This window comes from Methylophilus sp. VKM B-3414, from assembly GCF_032248435.1.
Classification (GTDB): Bacteria; Pseudomonadota; Gammaproteobacteria; order Burkholderiales; family Methylophilaceae; genus Methylophilus; species Methylophilus glucosoxydans.
This window is the reverse complement of the sequence record NZ_JAVTLI010000007.1, coordinates 138,733-154,323: the sequence shown is the minus strand read 5'-3', so window position 1 is coordinate 154,323 and position 15,591 is coordinate 138,733. Positions and strand designations below refer to the sequence as shown.

Here is a 15,591-nt window from a genome sequence, read left to right as displayed (position 1 = left end):
ATTAAAAAATGATTCATTTAACCGAACGCATCGCCCTCAGTGGCCATATTGACGACACGCTGGAGCTGCCGTTTGACCAGCGCCAGAAAAGCCGTTTGCGCGTGACCCTGGCTTCAGGCCGTGAAGCGGCGCTGTTTTTATCGCGCGGCCTGATTCTGCGCGGGGGCGATTTGATCCAGTCTGAAGACGGCAGTGTGGTGGTGCAGATCGTGGCGGCGCAGGAGCCGGTGTATAACGTGATTGCACCGACGCCACGTGACTTGATGCGCGCGGCTTACCACTTGGGCAACAGGCACGTGCCGCTACAAATTGGTGATGGCTGGCTACGGCTGGAGCAGGATTATGTGTTGCGCGACATGTTGCTTGGGCTGGGTATGCAAGTGAGCGAAGTCCAGGCACCGTTTGAGCCGGAAGCTGGCGCCTATGGTGGCGGTCACCGGCATGGGCATGATGAGGACAGTTTGCAAGCGTTGCGCCCACGCGTGAAAAGCGGGCAGGGCAGCGAATGAGTGTCAGCCCGTTAAACGCGAGCCTGGCCCTCAGCCGCTTGCTGCAGCTGGCCAGCCCGTTGCTGCCGGTGGGGGCTTATTGTTACTCGCAGGGGCTGGAGTGGGCGATTGAATCCGGCCAGGTCAAAGATGTGCCGAGCGCACAAGCCTGGATAGGCGATAGCTTGCAGGTGTATCAGGCGCGTTTCGAGTTGCCCGTGCTCTACCGCTTGTATCAAGCCTGGCAAGCCGATGACCTGGCGCAAGTGCAGGCATGGGATGATTTTTACCAGGCGGGCCGTGATACCGCCGAAGGCTATGCTGAAACCCGGCAAATGGGCTATTCACTGCGTCGCCTGCTGTCCGAGCTCAAAGACACGCCACTTGCGTTGGTGGCAAAACTCAACACCCTGACGAGCCCGGCATTCCCCACCATGTATGCCGCCATCGCCCAACACTGGCAGATTGCGCCAGAGCACATGCTGCATGGCTACGCCTGGGGCTGGTGTGAAAATCAGGCCAGCGCCGCCATGAAAACCGTGCCACTGGGCCAAGTGGCCGGGCAGACCATTTTACTGGCGCTGGGCGAACAGCTGCCGCAAGTGGTCGCCAGCGCCATGGCCCTGCAAGATGAAGAGATGAGTAACTTTAATCCATTGCTGAGTATCGCGGGCTGTTTGCACGAGACCCAGTACAGCCGTTTGTTCAGGTCATAACCTGTTTGTTAAAGAGCGTTTAACCCATGATGAAAATACATACCCAATTTGATAGCCCCATGCCTGAAGTCACCGAGTTCAAAGAGCCGTTGCGCGTGGGCATTGGTGGCCCGGTGGGCTCCGGCAAAACCGCGCTGACCCTGGCGCTGTGCCAGCGTTTGCGCGAGGTATATAACATTGCCGTGGTCACCAACGATATTTACACCAAAGAAGATGCCGAATTTTTAACCCGCAACGAAGCGCTGGTGCCAGAACGCATCATTGGCGTCGAAACCGGCGGTTGCCCACATACGGCCATCCGTGAAGACGCCTCCATGAACCTCGAAGCGGTGATGCAACTCAGCAAACGTTTTCAGACGCTGGATATTGTGTTTGTCGAAAGCGGTGGCGATAACCTGGCCGCCACCTTCAGCCCCGAATTGTCCGACCTCACCATTTATGTGATTGATGTCGCCGCCGGTGAAAAAATCCCGCGCAAAGGTGGCCCCGGCATTACCAAGTCTGACCTGCTCGTGATCAACAAGATAGACCTGGCGCCTATGGTGGGCGCCTCTCTGGAAGTGATGGACCGTGACGCCAAGAAGATGCGCGGCGAGAAACCGTTTATTTTCAGCAACCTGAAGACGGGGCAGGGATTAGAAGAAATTGTCAGGTTCATCGAAAAACAAGGCCTGATGCTTTAATCAAGCAAATGCTATGCGTCCGTGGCGGTGTTGCGCGGGCTTGCCATACTAGTTTGTACTGTCTGCGCCCGCACGCCTTGCCACAAACGCATATCATTCGCTTGAACACTTGAAGGTAGTTCATCTTGAATTGGGTTGAAATACCAAATGCAGACTAAAGTGGTTTAGACCACAAGTATCCCGAAATTAAAACGGAGAAGATTCAATGAAAAAAAGTATTCTTTTATTTTTAGGTGCGCTCGCAGCTTCAACCAGCGCGGTTGCCCATCCGGGCCATGGCTTGGAGTCTGGCTTTGCCGCTGGCTTCATGCATCCATTCAGTGGCTGGGATCATCTGCTGGTGATGTTCGCGCTGGGGATCTGGGCGGCACGCCGTCCGGCCGCACAAGGTTGGCAGTTGCCTGTGCTGTTTGTGACTGTGATGGCAGCCTCTGCTTCATTCGCCATGGCCTCGCTGCCGGTTGCATTGGCTGAAACCCTGGTGGCGGCCAGTGTGATAGTCATGGGCTTGTTACTGGTTAGCGATTTAAAAGTGAACCGCGCCGTGCAAATCGGTGTTGTCAGCATCGCTGCAGCTGCACATGGCTATTTGCATGGCATGGAAATTGGCAACCAGTGGTCAGGCCTGGCGGGCATGGTGCTGGCTACCGCTGTGCTTCATGGCTTGGGCTGGGTGTTGGGTCGCCAGACCAATCCGCAACTGCAAAAAGCCACGCAATTACTGGGCGGCTTGATGCTGGGCTTGGGCGCTGTGTGGATGTTGGCTTAAAACAGGTTGATTACGCGCTAATATCTGCAAGCGCACGAATAAAGTCGTCGTCAAATTGATTTAGCGCTTCCATCAGCCTATCCCCTCTGTTAGGTTTGATGGGGTGTATCACCAGATCACCATTGTCTGCACGGCTTATTTCAACTTGTTGAACATCTAATTGGAAAGCTCGTGGAATGTGCACGGCCTGGCTATTCCCATTATTAAAAACACGCGTTTTTAAGGTTTGCATAAACGTTCCCCTCGTTAATTTAACTGTGTACAAGAGATTGTATGTATTTTAAAAGCGGGTGGAGATAATGCAACCTCTGGTTGTAAGAGACTAGTCTAGGTTTTTTGTCGCCGCTGAATCTCCTGGCCGAGATGAAAATCTGCAAAGTAATTGAAGTAACATAGCGCATCCATAAAATACATGCATTGTGATGACACCCACCCCAGCGCCCGACGACACTCTCGCTCAACTCAAGGCAGGCAAACTTCAAGGGGCTAAACAGCTCAAATTAAGTGCGCAGTTAACGCAGTTCCCCGCTGAGATTTTTGACGTAGCCGATAGCCTGGAAATCCTGGACTTGTCCGGCAATGCGCTCACTGACTTGCCTAGTGATTTAAGCAGCCTGAAAAAACTGCGCATTCTGTTTTGCTCAAACAACCAGTTTACGCACCTGCCAGAAGTGCTGGGCCAATGCGAAAACCTAAGCATGATTGGTTTTAAAGCCAACCAGATCAAACACATCCCGGAAGCCGCCATCCCCACCCACACCTTACGCTGGTTTATCGTCACCGATAACGCATTAAGTAGGGTGCCTCATGCCTTGGGTGAGTGCAGCAAACTGCAAAAACTCATGCTGGCAGGTAACCAGCTCATCAGCTTGCCCGCCAGTCTGGCAAATTGTCATGCACTGGAGTTATTGCGGATGTCTGCTAACCAGTTTGAGACCTTGCCCGAATTTTTATTTGATCTCCCCAAACTCACCTGGCTCGCCTATGCCGGCAACCCGTTTTGCAACGCCATCGAGCAAGCGTTAATCAGCCAACATCCCATGCAGCACATCGACTGGCAAACCCTCACGCTGCAACAGGTCTTAGGCGAGGGTGCCTCTGGTGTTACCTACCAGGCGGTAATGCAAGACAAAAACATGCATGAATCTGTGGCAGTCAAGCTCTTCAAAAGTGGGCTCACCAGCGACGGCCTGCCACGCTGTGAAATGCACGCCAGTATGCTGGCAGGCGAGCACCCGAATTTAGTCGGTGTTAAAGGCGTGATCCACCATCATCCGCAAGCTGTGCAAGGATTGGTCATGCCTTTGCTGGACGCCGCTTTAAAAGTGCTGGCCAAGCCGCCCAGCTATGAGAGCTGCACACGGGATGTGTACGCTGATGACCTCACCTTCACGCCAGAGCAAGCACAAATGATTTTGAACGGCGTTACTCAAGCCGCAGAACACTTGCATGCCCATGGTCTTATGCACGGCGATTTATACGCACACAATATTTTGTGGGGCGCTGAAAAAGTGGTGTTAAGTGATTTGGGTGGTGCGTCATTTTTACCTGTAGATAACCCAGCACTTACGCAAAAAATACTGCAACTGGAGGCTAGGGCACTAGCGGTGTTGGCTGAGGAGTTGGCAGCGGTTGTGAGAAAAAGCGGTGATTCATAATATAGCCAGAACCCCGCTGAGATTTAATTAGGTTATTCAGAAAGCTTTTAGTGAGTGGATGATTGACTAATCAACCTATCCAATGCAATTTGTAATGCTCGGTCATCAAACAGTCTATTTTTGCGAGCACCCGCCTCAGCGCCCCCGGCCCATTTCTTAAGACCTTCACGAATAGATTGCACGTTAGGGCTAATCTGTTCCTTAAACAGTAACCAGTCTACGGTCGCCAAAAGCTCCATCCCATAGGGGGATTCAAAGCCATCGATTAATGACTCAGTGTAATTGAGCGCTTGCAGATATTCCTTCGCCTCAGTCTGCAAGTAAGTTTGTACAACCGTTTTATGATTGTCCTCAAACCAAATTACATCAAGCTTATCTGCATCAGCGATGCGTTTCTCGCAATGCAGATAGCTACCATCCAAACCATTCAACAAATGGGTTAGATTTTGAGCATAAGGGCCGTAAATATGTGCTTTGAAATTTAACTTGAGTGGATTGCTCTCTGGGTTAAATCGCTCAATCGCCCGTTCCATAAACCAGGCAAGCTTTTGTACTTCCAGCAGGCTGCACTCCATCCCCAACACCCAATAGCGCCGAATGAGCTCGGCAATCAGTGCCCGCGCTGGCGTTAGCTCTTTTACCCCTTCACGTTTTGCAACATTTTGATATTGTTGGCTTGGTTCAAATACCAGAATATCAATAGGTAAATCACCTAAAGCCTGTTCGATTTGTGGCCGCACTTCTAACCAGTTGAGTCCACCATTTCCCGCACCTAATGGAGGAATCGCAATCGAGTGGACATCATGCTCGACAATGAATCTGCGTAAATCATGCAAACCATCAACAACCCACTCCATTTTAGAGTCAGCACGCCAATGTTGTTTGGTTGGGAAGTTAACGATCCATCTAGGGCCGTCAAGCTCGTTCACCTCAGTGACAAACATCTTGCCCGTTTGTACCAGACCCGCTTTGCATGCTTTGGCGTATTGCTGAAAGTTATAGTCAAAGCGCTCTTTAAACATCAAAGCAATCCCCTTGCCCATGACGCCCACAGTATTCACTGTGTTCACCAGTGCATCGACTTTTGCTTCTAGTAAATTACCTTGAGTAAACTTAATCATTCAAAAATACCATTTTGGTAAAACGCGCACATCAAGTGCAATCCCTGATTTTGTAACATGTTTATCCAGCCAGGCCTTTACCGTATCTTTGTAGCAAATCACCCCTAATAAACCTGTAACAGGCAAATGTTGATAGATAAGGGCTTCAGCCTGATAGCGTTCAATCTGCTCTGGATCATCTGGATTACGCTGAAAATTACGTGCCCTCAATAAAGGCCAGTCAATACGATGTAAATCTGATAAATTGTTCGAAAATTTTGCGAGACTTGTATAAGCATGCCTGTCACTAAACACGAATGGTACACCCAATTTGTTAACCTTGTGTAGACTGGACACTAATATACAAATATCTTCTTTCTCGCGTTTATTTACACCACTTCGACCAGTAAATATGTTGTACATCATTGGTGAAAATGGCGTGAAATAAAACGGTACATAATCGCTTAGAGTGCCGCCAGGTGCCACTTCTACACGTCTACTAGCTCTCCTGTTAATCAAGTCCGCATGGCCAATTGAAACAAAGTTAGGGTCAAACTCTGGTGAGTTTCGACAATACAAACCATTGCTTAATATCCAAGGTAAATTATCCCTGTGGACGATACGCCAGATAAAGGCATTTTCAGGATTAAGTTTTGTATAGTTGTAAGCCATCTAGATTAAATTTTGAAAAGCTCATTAATCTGATCAGTAACACTTCTGCCACAATCATCCTGCGAGACAGCCATTAAATATAATCTCTTGTTACCACTGCCTTTGGCCCATTGCTCACCAACGGCATTTTTTTCGCGGGAGTCATCATTGGTTTCATATGGCTCACCTTTGTATTCAATTAACGCAATCGCGCCATTAGTGAGTTCCACTACAAAGTCCGGGTAAAAATAATCATCTGAAGTAGGCAGCCAAAACGAGTGTTGACGTTGCTGGGGAATATTTCTAATCCAGTATTTAACGTTAGCATTTAAATCAATGGCTTGCGCACACAAAAACTCTTCTGAAAGCTTGCCGCTGTTTGTTTTTTCTTTTAAGTCGTCAATCTGGGCGTAAAAGTGCTTTTGAAACTCATAGCTGCCACGGTAGGGTTTCCTAACTGGGTAAATGCCAGATTTAAATTCAAACTGATTGAATGGGTCTGCAACAGGGGCGACAGCCATTTTGCTGAAGAGGTCACCTTGAAAGGCTTTTTTTCTTGCCAATACATATAGCCTGTCAATCTCGTCATTGATTGCGCGAACCAGTTGAAACTGTGCGCGTACCAAAGCAGTCAGGCTAAATTTCCTGTCGTGCAGCAGGTGTGCAATGAGCTTAAGTAAGTAGGCTCTGAGTCGTGCTTGGGTTAGACCACTTCGTCTAGTTTTTCTGTCCAGCCATTCCACCAGTTCGTTTTCAGTGATTGATGTGCTCATGGCGTCAAAGGCTAGTTGTGCCGCATCAATATGCTTGTAGCTTACCTTTTCGCCTTTCATATCTATTTCAAAAGAGTTTGCAGTTTCTATGATGTTGAAATTGGCTAGCTGTACCTGAAAATCCAGCAAGTCCCATTCATACGCGTCTTCTATGATTTCTTGATCTAAGACTTGCCAGTCGCCATCAATATCAAGGCAAAGTTGCGGAATCAAGGCGAATTTTGCATTCCAGTTTTCAGCAGCATGGCTGGCTTGTCTTGACGCTCTTGCTTCATTAAACGCCTCTTGTGCGGCTTGCTGCGCTTTGAGGGGCGCACTTTTTACAATTGAGTTTTCAATTTGCTTAAAGGTCTCAATATCAGTGCCTTTTGCGATGAATACGGTAGCGCCCTGAGAGTTTGGCAGGACTTTAATAGCCTGCTTCACTTCCTCTGAAAAAAAAGTCGTATCCGGAACATGAGACAAGCTGACACTGACTGCTGGTGTGATGGGCGTTTGATAGCCAGGTTGAAGTGGCGCATCTAAATCTAAGCCTGGTTGAACAACCAAGTCAGCTTCCCACTTATTGAAGCCCATGTTTTCCACCATGCGGTCTTTTAAAGTTGCAGCTGCTTGCGCTACATTTTCAGCAATCACGTGCGCATAAGCTTTGTTTAAAGGTTCAGATTGTCTAGCCCGTGCATAAGGCATCCGCAACACGCGCCCAAGCAATTGTTCAACATCTTTGGCAGAGTTCATATTCTGCAAACTCGCCAACACATACGCAAAAGAACAATCCCAGCCTTCTTTGAGTGCTTCAACCGTTATCACCACACGCACAGGGCAATCACGTGCAAATAAATCCACACCCTCCAAGTCTTTCACTGAGCCAGTAGCCACAGCTATTTCAACTTGTGGCACATGCTCTTGGCTGAGTAAATGCGCTTTTACAGCTTCAATATTGGCTTCGCCGTTTTTATCCTGCGCTTGCACCAGCAAAATTGGTCGAATATAGTCCGCCTCTTTTTGCGCTTCCAGCTCTAACTTCTTACGTTGCAATAAAGCATCGCGTAAGCAGGCCTGCCACCCATCCGGATGCTCAGTCAGCACCACAGGTAACTTGATCATTTCAGCCGTTTTTAACTCGGCAGCAGAGACGTGATAAATCACATTGCTGTCTTGAGGTGTGGCGGTCAGCTCCACAATACATTTAGGGTTAAGGCGGGCAAAGGTTTCAAACGAAAGCTTGCTCTTGGCGTTGTGCGCTTCATCCAGAATAATCATCGGGTTAAGCATGGCCAGCCAATTAGCCAATGAATGTTTCACGCGACCAATATCGGCTTGCGTCAAATAAGGCTGTTCGACAAGGGTTTCAGCCGTCACTTTTTCCAGTTGCGCTTCAAGCTGTGGTGGCAAGTTGGCAAAGTGTGGACTTAGTTCCTCAAAAAACGCATACACATTCCGCTTTTCGGTTTTGCTGATCCTAAACGCTTGTATGGTCGTCACAATCACAATGCAGCTTTTGCCTACATCATGGCGGTTAATCGTTTGCAAACTCTCCAAATCGCAAACTTTAATACGGTCTTGATACTTTGTCGCCAAGGCTTGGCGATAAGGATGGGCAACATCACTCAGCGCTTTGAGCGTTTGCTGCCTAATCATGTCGCTAGGCACCAGCCACAACACTACTGGCGCATTGGTGTTGAGATAATTATCTGCACAGACGCCAATGCTATGGGCCGCCAGCACCGTTTTACCTCCGCCAGTTGGCACGCGCAAGCACACACTGGGCACGCCCGCCAGTTTGCTTTTATAAGGTAGTGACGTTGCAGCCTCAAATGCCACTTTAGGGCCCTGACTTTGGCAATCGACTAAGAAGCTTTGTAGAGCACTCAATGCATCTTTTTGATATTGTTTTAAGATAAATGCCATGATGTTTATTGATTACCCTACTTATTAGATACGCTCGTGTAATTCGTATGGGATTTGTTTAAAGCTGATATTGAGTAAAGCCAGTTTGCCATCGCTGATGCGGCTTGCCTCACCAAAAATCACTTTTTTACCCGCATGCGGATGTACTGACTCCAGGTAAGCCAATACCGGATTGGTCAACACATTTCCACCGTTCGGGCGACGGTCACCTAAAATTCCGTTATAGAGCAGATAGTAGGCTACCCCTTCATGTTCACCAATAAATGGCGTAGATTGTTCAGACGCTTGTGCAGCAATTGCTGTTTTGGTCTCAAGAAGCCAGATATAAGCGGCAAGTGCTTTAAAACGGACATTGGGTGAAATATGCCCACGTTCATCAAAGACAGCCTCGCCTAGTGTGTAAAAACTAAAACCACCGCCACCCTGCCAATTGACGCTTGAGCTAATCCCGCCTTGTTCGCCTTCAATTACCTTTTGTAGTCTGGGGATGCAATGGGTTTGCGCATGGTCTCCCATTTCAACGCCAATGTACCTTCGTCCCATTTTATGGGCTACAGCAGCTGTTGTCCCGCTCCCTAAAAATGAATCAAGGATTAAGTCGTCATCGGAAGATGCTAAATAAATTATTCGTTCGAGCAATCTCTCTGGTTTTGGCGTAGAGAAAGCATTCTCGCCAAAAAAAATTTTTTGTTCTTTACGTGATTCGTCATTATGTCCGGCCTCATCATGAGGCCACCAAGAAATTGGCACTACTCCTTGTTGAACCTCTTTAAGGTAGCGTTTTAATTGCGGAGCACCTTTTCCATCTTTCCCCCAAAATACTCTACGCTCTGAAATTAAAGACTGCATTTTTTCTTTACTAGTCATCCAACATCTACCTGCTGGCGGCCAATAGCTTTTACCCGTAGTTGGATTGATTATTTCATAGTCATAATTTTCAGAGTATGTCTTAACACTTAAATTATCAGTACGCCATGGACCCCTACCGTCATAATCATCGTACTTATAGAGAGAGTTTTGTTTCTCAGTTCTGGGTAACAGATTTCGCAAAAACTTATCAGACTTCCGATAAACAAGAACATGATCGTGAGAGTCAGGAATGCCACTAGCATCACTTGCTGAAGTGTATTTCTTTTGCCAGACAATATTTCTGACAAAGTTATTTCTTCCAAAAACTTCGTCTAACAAAACTTTAAGATAATGTGATTCTCGATCATCAATTGTTACCCAAATACTGCCTTCGTTCGATAGCAACTCCCTCAACAAAACCAATCGCGGATACATCATCGACAACCATTGCGAATGTTCCAGCTTGTCATCGTAATGCTCAAAAGCACTGCCAGTGTTGTAAGGTGGATCAATAAAAATACATTTCACCTTGCCGGTATAAAACGGTAAAAGCGCCTTGAGCGCTTGCAGGTTATCGCCTTGAATGATCAGATTCTGTTGTGCGGCTCGTGCATCCCCAAAGGTTTTTTCAAGTTGCAGCAGGTGATAAGGCACGTTCGCAGCACTAGAGACAGCTTGATTTTTATTGACCCAATCTAAGAATGGCATGGATGAACCTGATGTTTTTCTGAATTGTAATTTTTTAAAGCCAAAGTTTAACACTCATGCCGCTAAATCTCATTAAGTCTCCAAGTTTGGTGGGAAACCTGATAGCTCAATGAGATTTATATCTGTTCTAATGACAGATCAATCTTCTTTGGTCTGATCTCAGCCATTTGCGTCCGCGCTGTACGTCAATTAACGTAGTGATTGCATGAGCCAACTCTCCTAGTATATGCTCGGGGAAAGCTGGCCTTGTTCCCCGCTTGGCTATTGATACTAAGGATTGTTGATTGTCTAACCCGTCCGTAACCGGATTTACCACCGAACCAGAGACCCCTACACGCGCTGAGCCGATTCAGCGGATCGTGAAAATTCGTCGAGACTATAACAGTTGGGTGGCGAATGAAACCATTGAGGATTATGCCTTGCGCTATACGCCGCGGGCGTTTCGTAAGTGGTCTATTCTGCGGGTCTCTAATACGGCGCTGGGGGCGATTTCGTTTTTGGTGCTGGAGGCGATTGGCGGCACCATTACCATCAACTATGGCTTTCAGAACGCCTTGTGGGCGATTATGGCGGTGGGCCTGATTATCTTTTTAACCGGGTTGCCGATCAGTTATTACGCGGCCAAGTATGGCCTGGATATGGACCTGCTGACGCGCGGGGCGGGCTTTGGCTATATTGGCTCGACCATCTCGTCGTTTATTTATGCCTCGTTCACCTTTATCCTGTTTTCGCTGGAAGCGGCGATTATGGGCTATGCGCTCGAATTGTATTTTCATTTGCCGCTTTATCTGGGTTATCTGGTCAGTGCGTTGATTGTGATTCCGCTGGTGACGCATGGGGTGACGCTGATCAGCCGCATTCAGATGATCACGCAGCCGCTGTGGATTGCGCTGATGCTGCTGCCCTTTTTTGCGATTTTCAAGATGGATCCGGGTGTGATTGACCGGCTCAGCCATTTTGCCGGGATCTCGCCTGAGGGCGGGCATTTTAACTGGGTGATGTTTGGTGCGGCGACGGCGGTGGGCGTGGCGTTGATCCCGCAGATTGGCGAGCAGGTGGACTTTTTGCGCTTTATGCCGATGCGCAATAAAGAAAACTACTGGCGCTGGAATTTGGGCGTGCTGATGGCTGGGCCGGGCTGGGTGGTGCTGGGCATGCTCAAAATGCTGGCGGGGGCCTTGCTGGCTTATCTGGTGTTTAACCGCGATATGCCTTTAAGTTCGGCGGTGAATCCGACGCATATGTACTGGATAGGCTTTGAGCATGTGTTTAGCAACCACCATGTGGCGCTGGCGGTGACTGCGCTATTTGTCTGTGTGTCGCAGCTCAAGGTGAATATGACCAATGCCTATGCCGGATCGCTGGCGTGGTCTAACTTTTTTGCCCGGCTGACGCATAGCCACCCTGGCCGCATTGTGTGGGTGGCGTTTAACGTGATGATTGCCATTGTGCTGATGGAGCTCAATGTGTTCCAGGCGCTGGAAGAGATTTTAGGCCTGTATGCCAATGTGGCGATTGCCTGGATTGCGGCGGTGGTGGCGGATCTGGTGATCAATAAACCGTTAGGGCTCAGCCCCAAGGGCATCGAGTTCAGACGCGCTTATTTGTATGACATTAACCCGGTGGGTGTGGGCGCCATGTTTATTGCCTCGGCGGTGTCGATTGCGGCGTACACCGGGGCGATGGGCGTGGTGGCGCAGTCATTCTCTACGTTTATTTCGTTGATCACTGCATTGGTGATGTCACCGCTGATTGCCTGGTGGACCCAGGGCAAGTATTACCTGGCCAGACCGCGGCCCAAGTATTTGCAGCCGACCAAGACCCAGCGCTGCGTGATTTGCGAGCGTGAATATGAAATGAATGACATGGCGCATTGTCCGGCGTATGGCGGGGCCATTTGCTCGTTATGCTGCTGCCTCGATGCACGCTGCCATGACGCGTGCAAGCCGCAAGCGCGGCTCAGTGCGCAGTGGGAGGCGTTAAACAAACGCTTTTTGCCGCAGCGCTTGTGGCCACACCTGAATGGCGGCGTGGCGCATTTTCTGTTGTTGATGGTGATTGCCGTGGTGCTGTTTGGTGCCACCATTGGCCTGATTTACCTGCATGATGCCTTGACCATTGGCCGCGAATATCCCGAGTTGATGCGTCACTTCAGGTTGGGCTATTTGAAGATTTTTGTCGCCTTGCTGTTTTTGGGCGGCATTGTCGCCTGGTGGCTGGTGCTGACCTCGGCTAGCCGCCGGGTGGCACAGGAAGAGTCCAACCGGCAAACCGGCTTGTTGCTTGAAGAGATCGAGTCGCACAAAAAAACCGATGCCCAGCTACAAAAGGCGCGCCGACTGGCGGAAGAGGCCAACCAGGCCAAGAGCCGCTACATTACCGGTATTAGCCATGAGTTGCGCACACCGCTCAACAGTATTCTGGGCTATGCACAGTTGCTCACTAACGATGCCAGCATCCCCGAGCACCGCAAGCAGGCGATTAAAACCATCAGCCGCGGCGGCGAGCATTTGCTGTCATTGATCGAAAGTACGCTGGACATTGCGCGCATTGAAAGCGGCAAAATGACCTTTGATGTCAAACCGCTGCATTTCCCCGAGTTTATCGACCAGATTGTCAGCATGTTTGAGATTCAGGCGCAAAACAAAGGCCTGGCATTTATTTTTGAAAAGCAAGGCAACCTGCCCGAGTACGTGCGGGCAGACCATAAGCGCCTGATGCAGATTCTGGTCAATATTGTCGGTAACGCGGTCAAGTTTACCAGCAAGGGCAGTGTGACATTCAAGGTGAGTTATGCGCGCGAGATTGCGCAAATTGATATTGCCGACACCGGGCCGGGTATCGCCCCTAATGAGGTGGAAAAAATCTTTGAGCCGTTTGAGCGCGGTAGCGCGGCCGATGTGGTTGGCATAGGCGGCACCGGCCTGGGCCTGACCATTAGCAAGTTGTTGACGCAGTTAATGGGTGGCGAAATGCAGTTTGAGAGCGTGCTCGGCCACGGCACGCGCTTTGAAATTCGCCTGTTCTTGCCGCAGATCCGTGAAACTGCGCATCTCCCCAAGAAAACGGTGCGCCAGCGCCTGGGTTATGAAGGGCCGGTGAAAACCATCCTGGTGGTGGATAATGAAGAGGTGGACCGCGAGTTGTTGCGCAACACCTTGCAGCCGCTGGGCTTTATTGTGCATGAGGCCGCCAATGGCCAGGCCTGCGTCAATCAATACCAGATGCTTAAGGCGGATGCGATTTTAATGGACTTGGCGATGCCGGTGATGGATGGTTGGGAGGCTGCCTACATCATCCGCCAGGTGCATCACGCACAGTTGCCGATTGCGATTGTGTCGGCCAATGCCTATGACCGTAACCTGGATAATCAGGCCAAGATTCCGGCGCGCGACTTTTTTGTGAAGCCGGTGAACCTCGAAGAGGTGCTGGACTGGATAGGCCATCAGTTAAACCTGACCTGGCGCTATGAAGCTAGCCAGGGCACTGCACCGGCGTTAGCCGCCCCTGTGCTGGCGCCGCAAGCGAGTGCTGAGGCTGCGGCCACGCCTGCGGAAGCGATTCCGCAGGTATTACTGGATAACCTGGTGCAGTTTGCCCGCATGGGCTATGTCAAAGGCGTGCGCGAGGTGCTGGCCACACTGAGCCGCGAGCATCCGCAACATCAAACATTTATTTACGCACTGCAACAGGCCATGGAACGCTTTGATTTTGCTAAACTGCTGCGCTTGATTGAGGAGTATGCCAAATGACCAGTCCCAGCCATACCGTGTTAATTGTGGATGATGTGCCAGAAAACCTGGCCTATCTGCACGACGCGCTGGATGAGTCCGGTTATCAGGTGCTGGTGGCCAACTCTGGCGAGATGGCCTTGCAAATCGCGCACCTGATGCAGCCGCAAGTGATTTTCATGGATGCCATGATGCCCGGGATGGACGGCTTTGCCACCTGCCGGCGGATTAAAGCTGCGGCAGAAACCCAGCATATCCCGGTCATCTTTATGACCGGCTTGACCGAAGTGGAGCACGTGACCATGGCGTTTGATGCTGGTGGCGTGGATTATGTCACCAAGCCGGTCAGGCCGGCAGAAGTGTTGGCCCGCCTCAAGGCGCATGTGCAAAATGCCACCAGAATGCATCAGGCCACCTCGGCGCTGGATGCGTTTGGTCAGGCGACCATTGCCATCTTGCCCGGCGACAAGCGCCTGATATGGCAAACCCCGCTGGCCAAGCAATATCTGGAGCAATACTTTGCAGAGTGGGCCGCCAAAGAGGCTTATCATGCCGTGCAAACCTTGCCGCCCATGATTTACCAATGGCTGGAAAACTGTGTGCAACAGTTATCCGAAGGCCAGTCCATGCAGACGCTGAATGTGAATCAGGGCAACGCCCGCCTGAGCCTGACTGTGGCTAATACCAGCGAAGAGCAATGGGTGGTAGTGTTGCGCGAGTATTCTGACGAGGCGCAGATCGAGTCCTTGGGCAAGCTGTTTCAACTCACCAAGCGTGAATCCGAGGTGTTGTACTGGACGGTAAAAGGCAAAACCAACAAGGATGTGGGCGAAATTTTAGGCACCAGCCCGCGCACGATCAACAAACATCTTGAGCATGTGTTCCAGAAGCTGGGGGTTGAAACCAGAACTGCAGCTGCTTCGCTGGTCGCCTCAAAAATCAAGTTTTAGCGGGCTGGCAGGCGAGTCATCGTTGCCAGCCGCATGCCGGCTCAATATCAGAAGTTGTAGATAAGACCCACCGTACCGACGTTGGTATCAAAGCCTTTACTGCCCCCACCAGTGACATCCACTTCTGCTCGGTAGTGATCCCAGCCTACGCGCATGGACAAGGTTTTGTCGTAGTGATATTCCATACCCAGGCCATAGGTGGTCCCGGTGTGTGTTGCATCGTTATAGGCGCTCAAGCCAGAGGAGACTTTGCTTTTGGTGGCGGCGACACCGAGTTTGCCATAAAAATCAAAGGAATCATTGAGGGGTATGCTGCCCACAGCCGTCAAGCTGAGTGCATCGGCCTTGGCGCTGCCGCTGAGGTTATCCGTCACCTTACCTATCCCGGTATATTGGCCTTCGACAGCAATATATTGATTGAATCGATAGCCGCCGACGACACCAGCGATCGCCTGGTTCTCCTTGTCCACGCCATTTGGCGTGCTGAGGTTGTTGTTGGCTACACCGACATTAAAGCCGCCATAAAAGCCTTCGGCATGCCCAAGCAGCGGGGCTGTCAGCAATAGGCTGCTGACCAACAGATTGAAAACAGATTGACGCATCA

Annotated in this window: 13 protein-coding genes; 7 read left to right on the top strand and 6 right to left on the bottom strand. The window is 50.1% G+C overall.

The annotated features are described in order from the left end of the window. Positions 1 to 8 precede the first annotated feature (8 nt). The 4 genes from ureE (at position 9) to Q9292_RS07995 (ending at position 2,656) form a co-directional block, all read left to right on the top strand. Positions 9 to 509, top strand: coding sequence for an urease accessory protein UreE (ureE, locus tag Q9292_RS08010; RefSeq protein WP_275356076.1), 501 nt, complete (start codon positions 9 to 11; stop codon positions 507 to 509). Beyond that, positions 506 to 1,204, top strand: coding sequence for an urease accessory protein UreF (locus Q9292_RS08005; RefSeq protein WP_313986630.1), 699 nt, complete (start codon positions 506 to 508; stop codon positions 1,202 to 1,204). Before ureE ends, Q9292_RS08005 begins: the two co-directional genes overlap by 4 nt. A gap of 29 nt (positions 1,205 to 1,233) precedes the next feature. After that, complete coding sequence (ureG, locus tag Q9292_RS08000; protein WP_194748484.1) at positions 1,234 to 1,887, top strand: urease accessory protein UreG; 654 nt, start codon at positions 1,234 to 1,236, stop codon at positions 1,885 to 1,887. 205 nt (positions 1,888 to 2,092) lie between these two features. Then, positions 2,093 to 2,656, top strand: coding sequence for a HupE/UreJ family protein (locus tag Q9292_RS07995; RefSeq protein ID WP_313986626.1), 564 nt, complete (start codon positions 2,093 to 2,095; stop codon positions 2,654 to 2,656). Positions 2,657 to 2,666: 10 nt separating this feature from the next. Here the strand turns inward: Q9292_RS07995 and Q9292_RS07990 are convergent, their stop codons facing one another. Beyond that, positions 2,667 to 2,888 (bottom strand): antitoxin, encoded by a 222-nt coding sequence (locus Q9292_RS07990; RefSeq protein ID WP_275356071.1) that lies wholly within the window; start codon positions 2,886 to 2,888, stop codon positions 2,667 to 2,669. A gap of 190 nt (positions 2,889 to 3,078) precedes the next feature. On the opposite strand from Q9292_RS07990, the gene Q9292_RS07985 reads away from it, so the two are divergent. Then, positions 3,079 to 4,314 (top strand): leucine-rich repeat-containing protein kinase family protein, encoded by a 1,236-nt coding sequence (locus Q9292_RS07985; RefSeq protein ID WP_313986623.1) that lies wholly within the window; start codon positions 3,079 to 3,081, stop codon positions 4,312 to 4,314. Positions 4,315 to 4,361: 47 nt separating this feature from the next. Here Q9292_RS07985 and Q9292_RS07980 read toward each other — a convergent pair whose 3' ends face one another. Genes Q9292_RS07980 through Q9292_RS07965 form a run of 4 tightly spaced genes read right to left on the bottom strand, consistent with a single transcriptional unit; the run spans position 4,362 to position 10,360 of the window. Beyond that, positions 4,362 to 5,435 carry a macro domain-containing protein gene (locus tag Q9292_RS07980; protein ID WP_313986621.1) on the bottom strand — a complete coding sequence of 358 codons (1,074 nt, stop codon included), beginning with the start codon at positions 5,433 to 5,435 and terminating at the stop codon, positions 4,362 to 4,364. Beyond that, on the bottom strand, positions 5,436 to 6,086 hold the full coding sequence (locus tag Q9292_RS07975) for a DUF4433 domain-containing protein (RefSeq protein ID WP_313986619.1): 651 nt from the start codon (positions 6,084 to 6,086) through the stop codon (positions 5,436 to 5,438). It lies immediately after the preceding gene. A gap of 5 nt (positions 6,087 to 6,091) precedes the next feature. Continuing rightward, complete coding sequence (locus tag Q9292_RS07970; protein WP_313986617.1) at positions 6,092 to 8,749, bottom strand: DEAD/DEAH box helicase; 2,658 nt, start codon at positions 8,747 to 8,749, stop codon at positions 6,092 to 6,094. Between the two features lie 24 nt (positions 8,750 to 8,773). Then, on the bottom strand, positions 8,774 to 10,360 hold the full coding sequence (locus tag Q9292_RS07965; protein ID WP_313986614.1) for a site-specific DNA-methyltransferase: 1,587 nt from the start codon (positions 10,358 to 10,360) through the stop codon (positions 8,774 to 8,776). A gap of 230 nt (positions 10,361 to 10,590) precedes the next feature. Between Q9292_RS07965 and Q9292_RS07960 the strand changes: the two genes are divergently transcribed. Further along, a complete protein-coding gene (locus Q9292_RS07960; RefSeq protein WP_194748353.1) occupies positions 10,591 to 14,058 on the top strand; it encodes an ATP-binding protein in 3,468 nt (1,155 codons plus the stop codon). After that, positions 14,055 to 14,987, top strand: a complete 933-nt coding sequence (locus tag Q9292_RS07955; RefSeq protein ID WP_275356059.1) for a response regulator transcription factor — start codon at positions 14,055 to 14,057, stop codon at positions 14,985 to 14,987. Before Q9292_RS07960 ends, Q9292_RS07955 begins: the two co-directional genes overlap by 4 nt. A gap of 47 nt (positions 14,988 to 15,034) precedes the next feature. Here Q9292_RS07955 and Q9292_RS07950 read toward each other — a convergent pair whose 3' ends face one another. Beyond that, complete coding sequence (locus tag Q9292_RS07950) at positions 15,035 to 15,589, bottom strand: outer membrane protein (protein WP_313986610.1); 555 nt, start codon at positions 15,587 to 15,589, stop codon at positions 15,035 to 15,037. Between the last annotated feature and the right edge of the window lie 2 nt (positions 15,590 to 15,591).

Excerpts from the sequence above, each read along its gene's own strand:
- ureE (WP_275356076.1), top strand. The coding sequence starts at position 9 with ATGATTCATTTAACCGAACGCATCGCCCTCAGTGGCCATATTGACGAC.
- Q9292_RS07975 (WP_313986619.1), bottom strand. The coding sequence starts at position 6,086 with ATGGCTTACAACTATACAAAACTTAATCCTGAAAATGCCTTTATCTGG.
- Q9292_RS07985 (WP_313986623.1), top strand. The coding sequence starts at position 3,079 with ATGACACCCACCCCAGCGCCCGACGACACTCTCGCTCAACTCAAGGCA.
- Q9292_RS08005 (WP_313986630.1), top strand. The coding sequence starts at position 506 with ATGAGTGTCAGCCCGTTAAACGCGAGCCTGGCCCTCAGCCGCTTGCTG.
- Q9292_RS07955 (WP_275356059.1), top strand. The coding sequence starts at position 14,055 with ATGACCAGTCCCAGCCATACCGTGTTAATTGTGGATGATGTGCCAGAA.
- Q9292_RS07995 (WP_313986626.1), top strand. The coding sequence starts at position 2,093 with ATGAAAAAAAGTATTCTTTTATTTTTAGGTGCGCTCGCAGCTTCAACC.
- ureG (WP_194748484.1), top strand. The coding sequence starts at position 1,234 with ATGAAAATACATACCCAATTTGATAGCCCCATGCCTGAAGTCACCGAG.
- Q9292_RS07950 (WP_313986610.1), bottom strand. The coding sequence starts at position 15,589 with ATGCGTCAATCTGTTTTCAATCTGTTGGTCAGCAGCCTATTGCTGACA.
- Q9292_RS07980 (WP_313986621.1), bottom strand. The coding sequence starts at position 5,435 with ATGATTAAGTTTACTCAAGGTAATTTACTAGAAGCAAAAGTCGATGCA.
- Q9292_RS07970 (WP_313986617.1), bottom strand. The coding sequence starts at position 8,749 with ATGGCATTTATCTTAAAACAATATCAAAAAGATGCATTGAGTGCTCTA.
- Q9292_RS07990 (WP_275356071.1), bottom strand. The coding sequence starts at position 2,888 with ATGCAAACCTTAAAAACGCGTGTTTTTAATAATGGGAATAGCCAGGCC.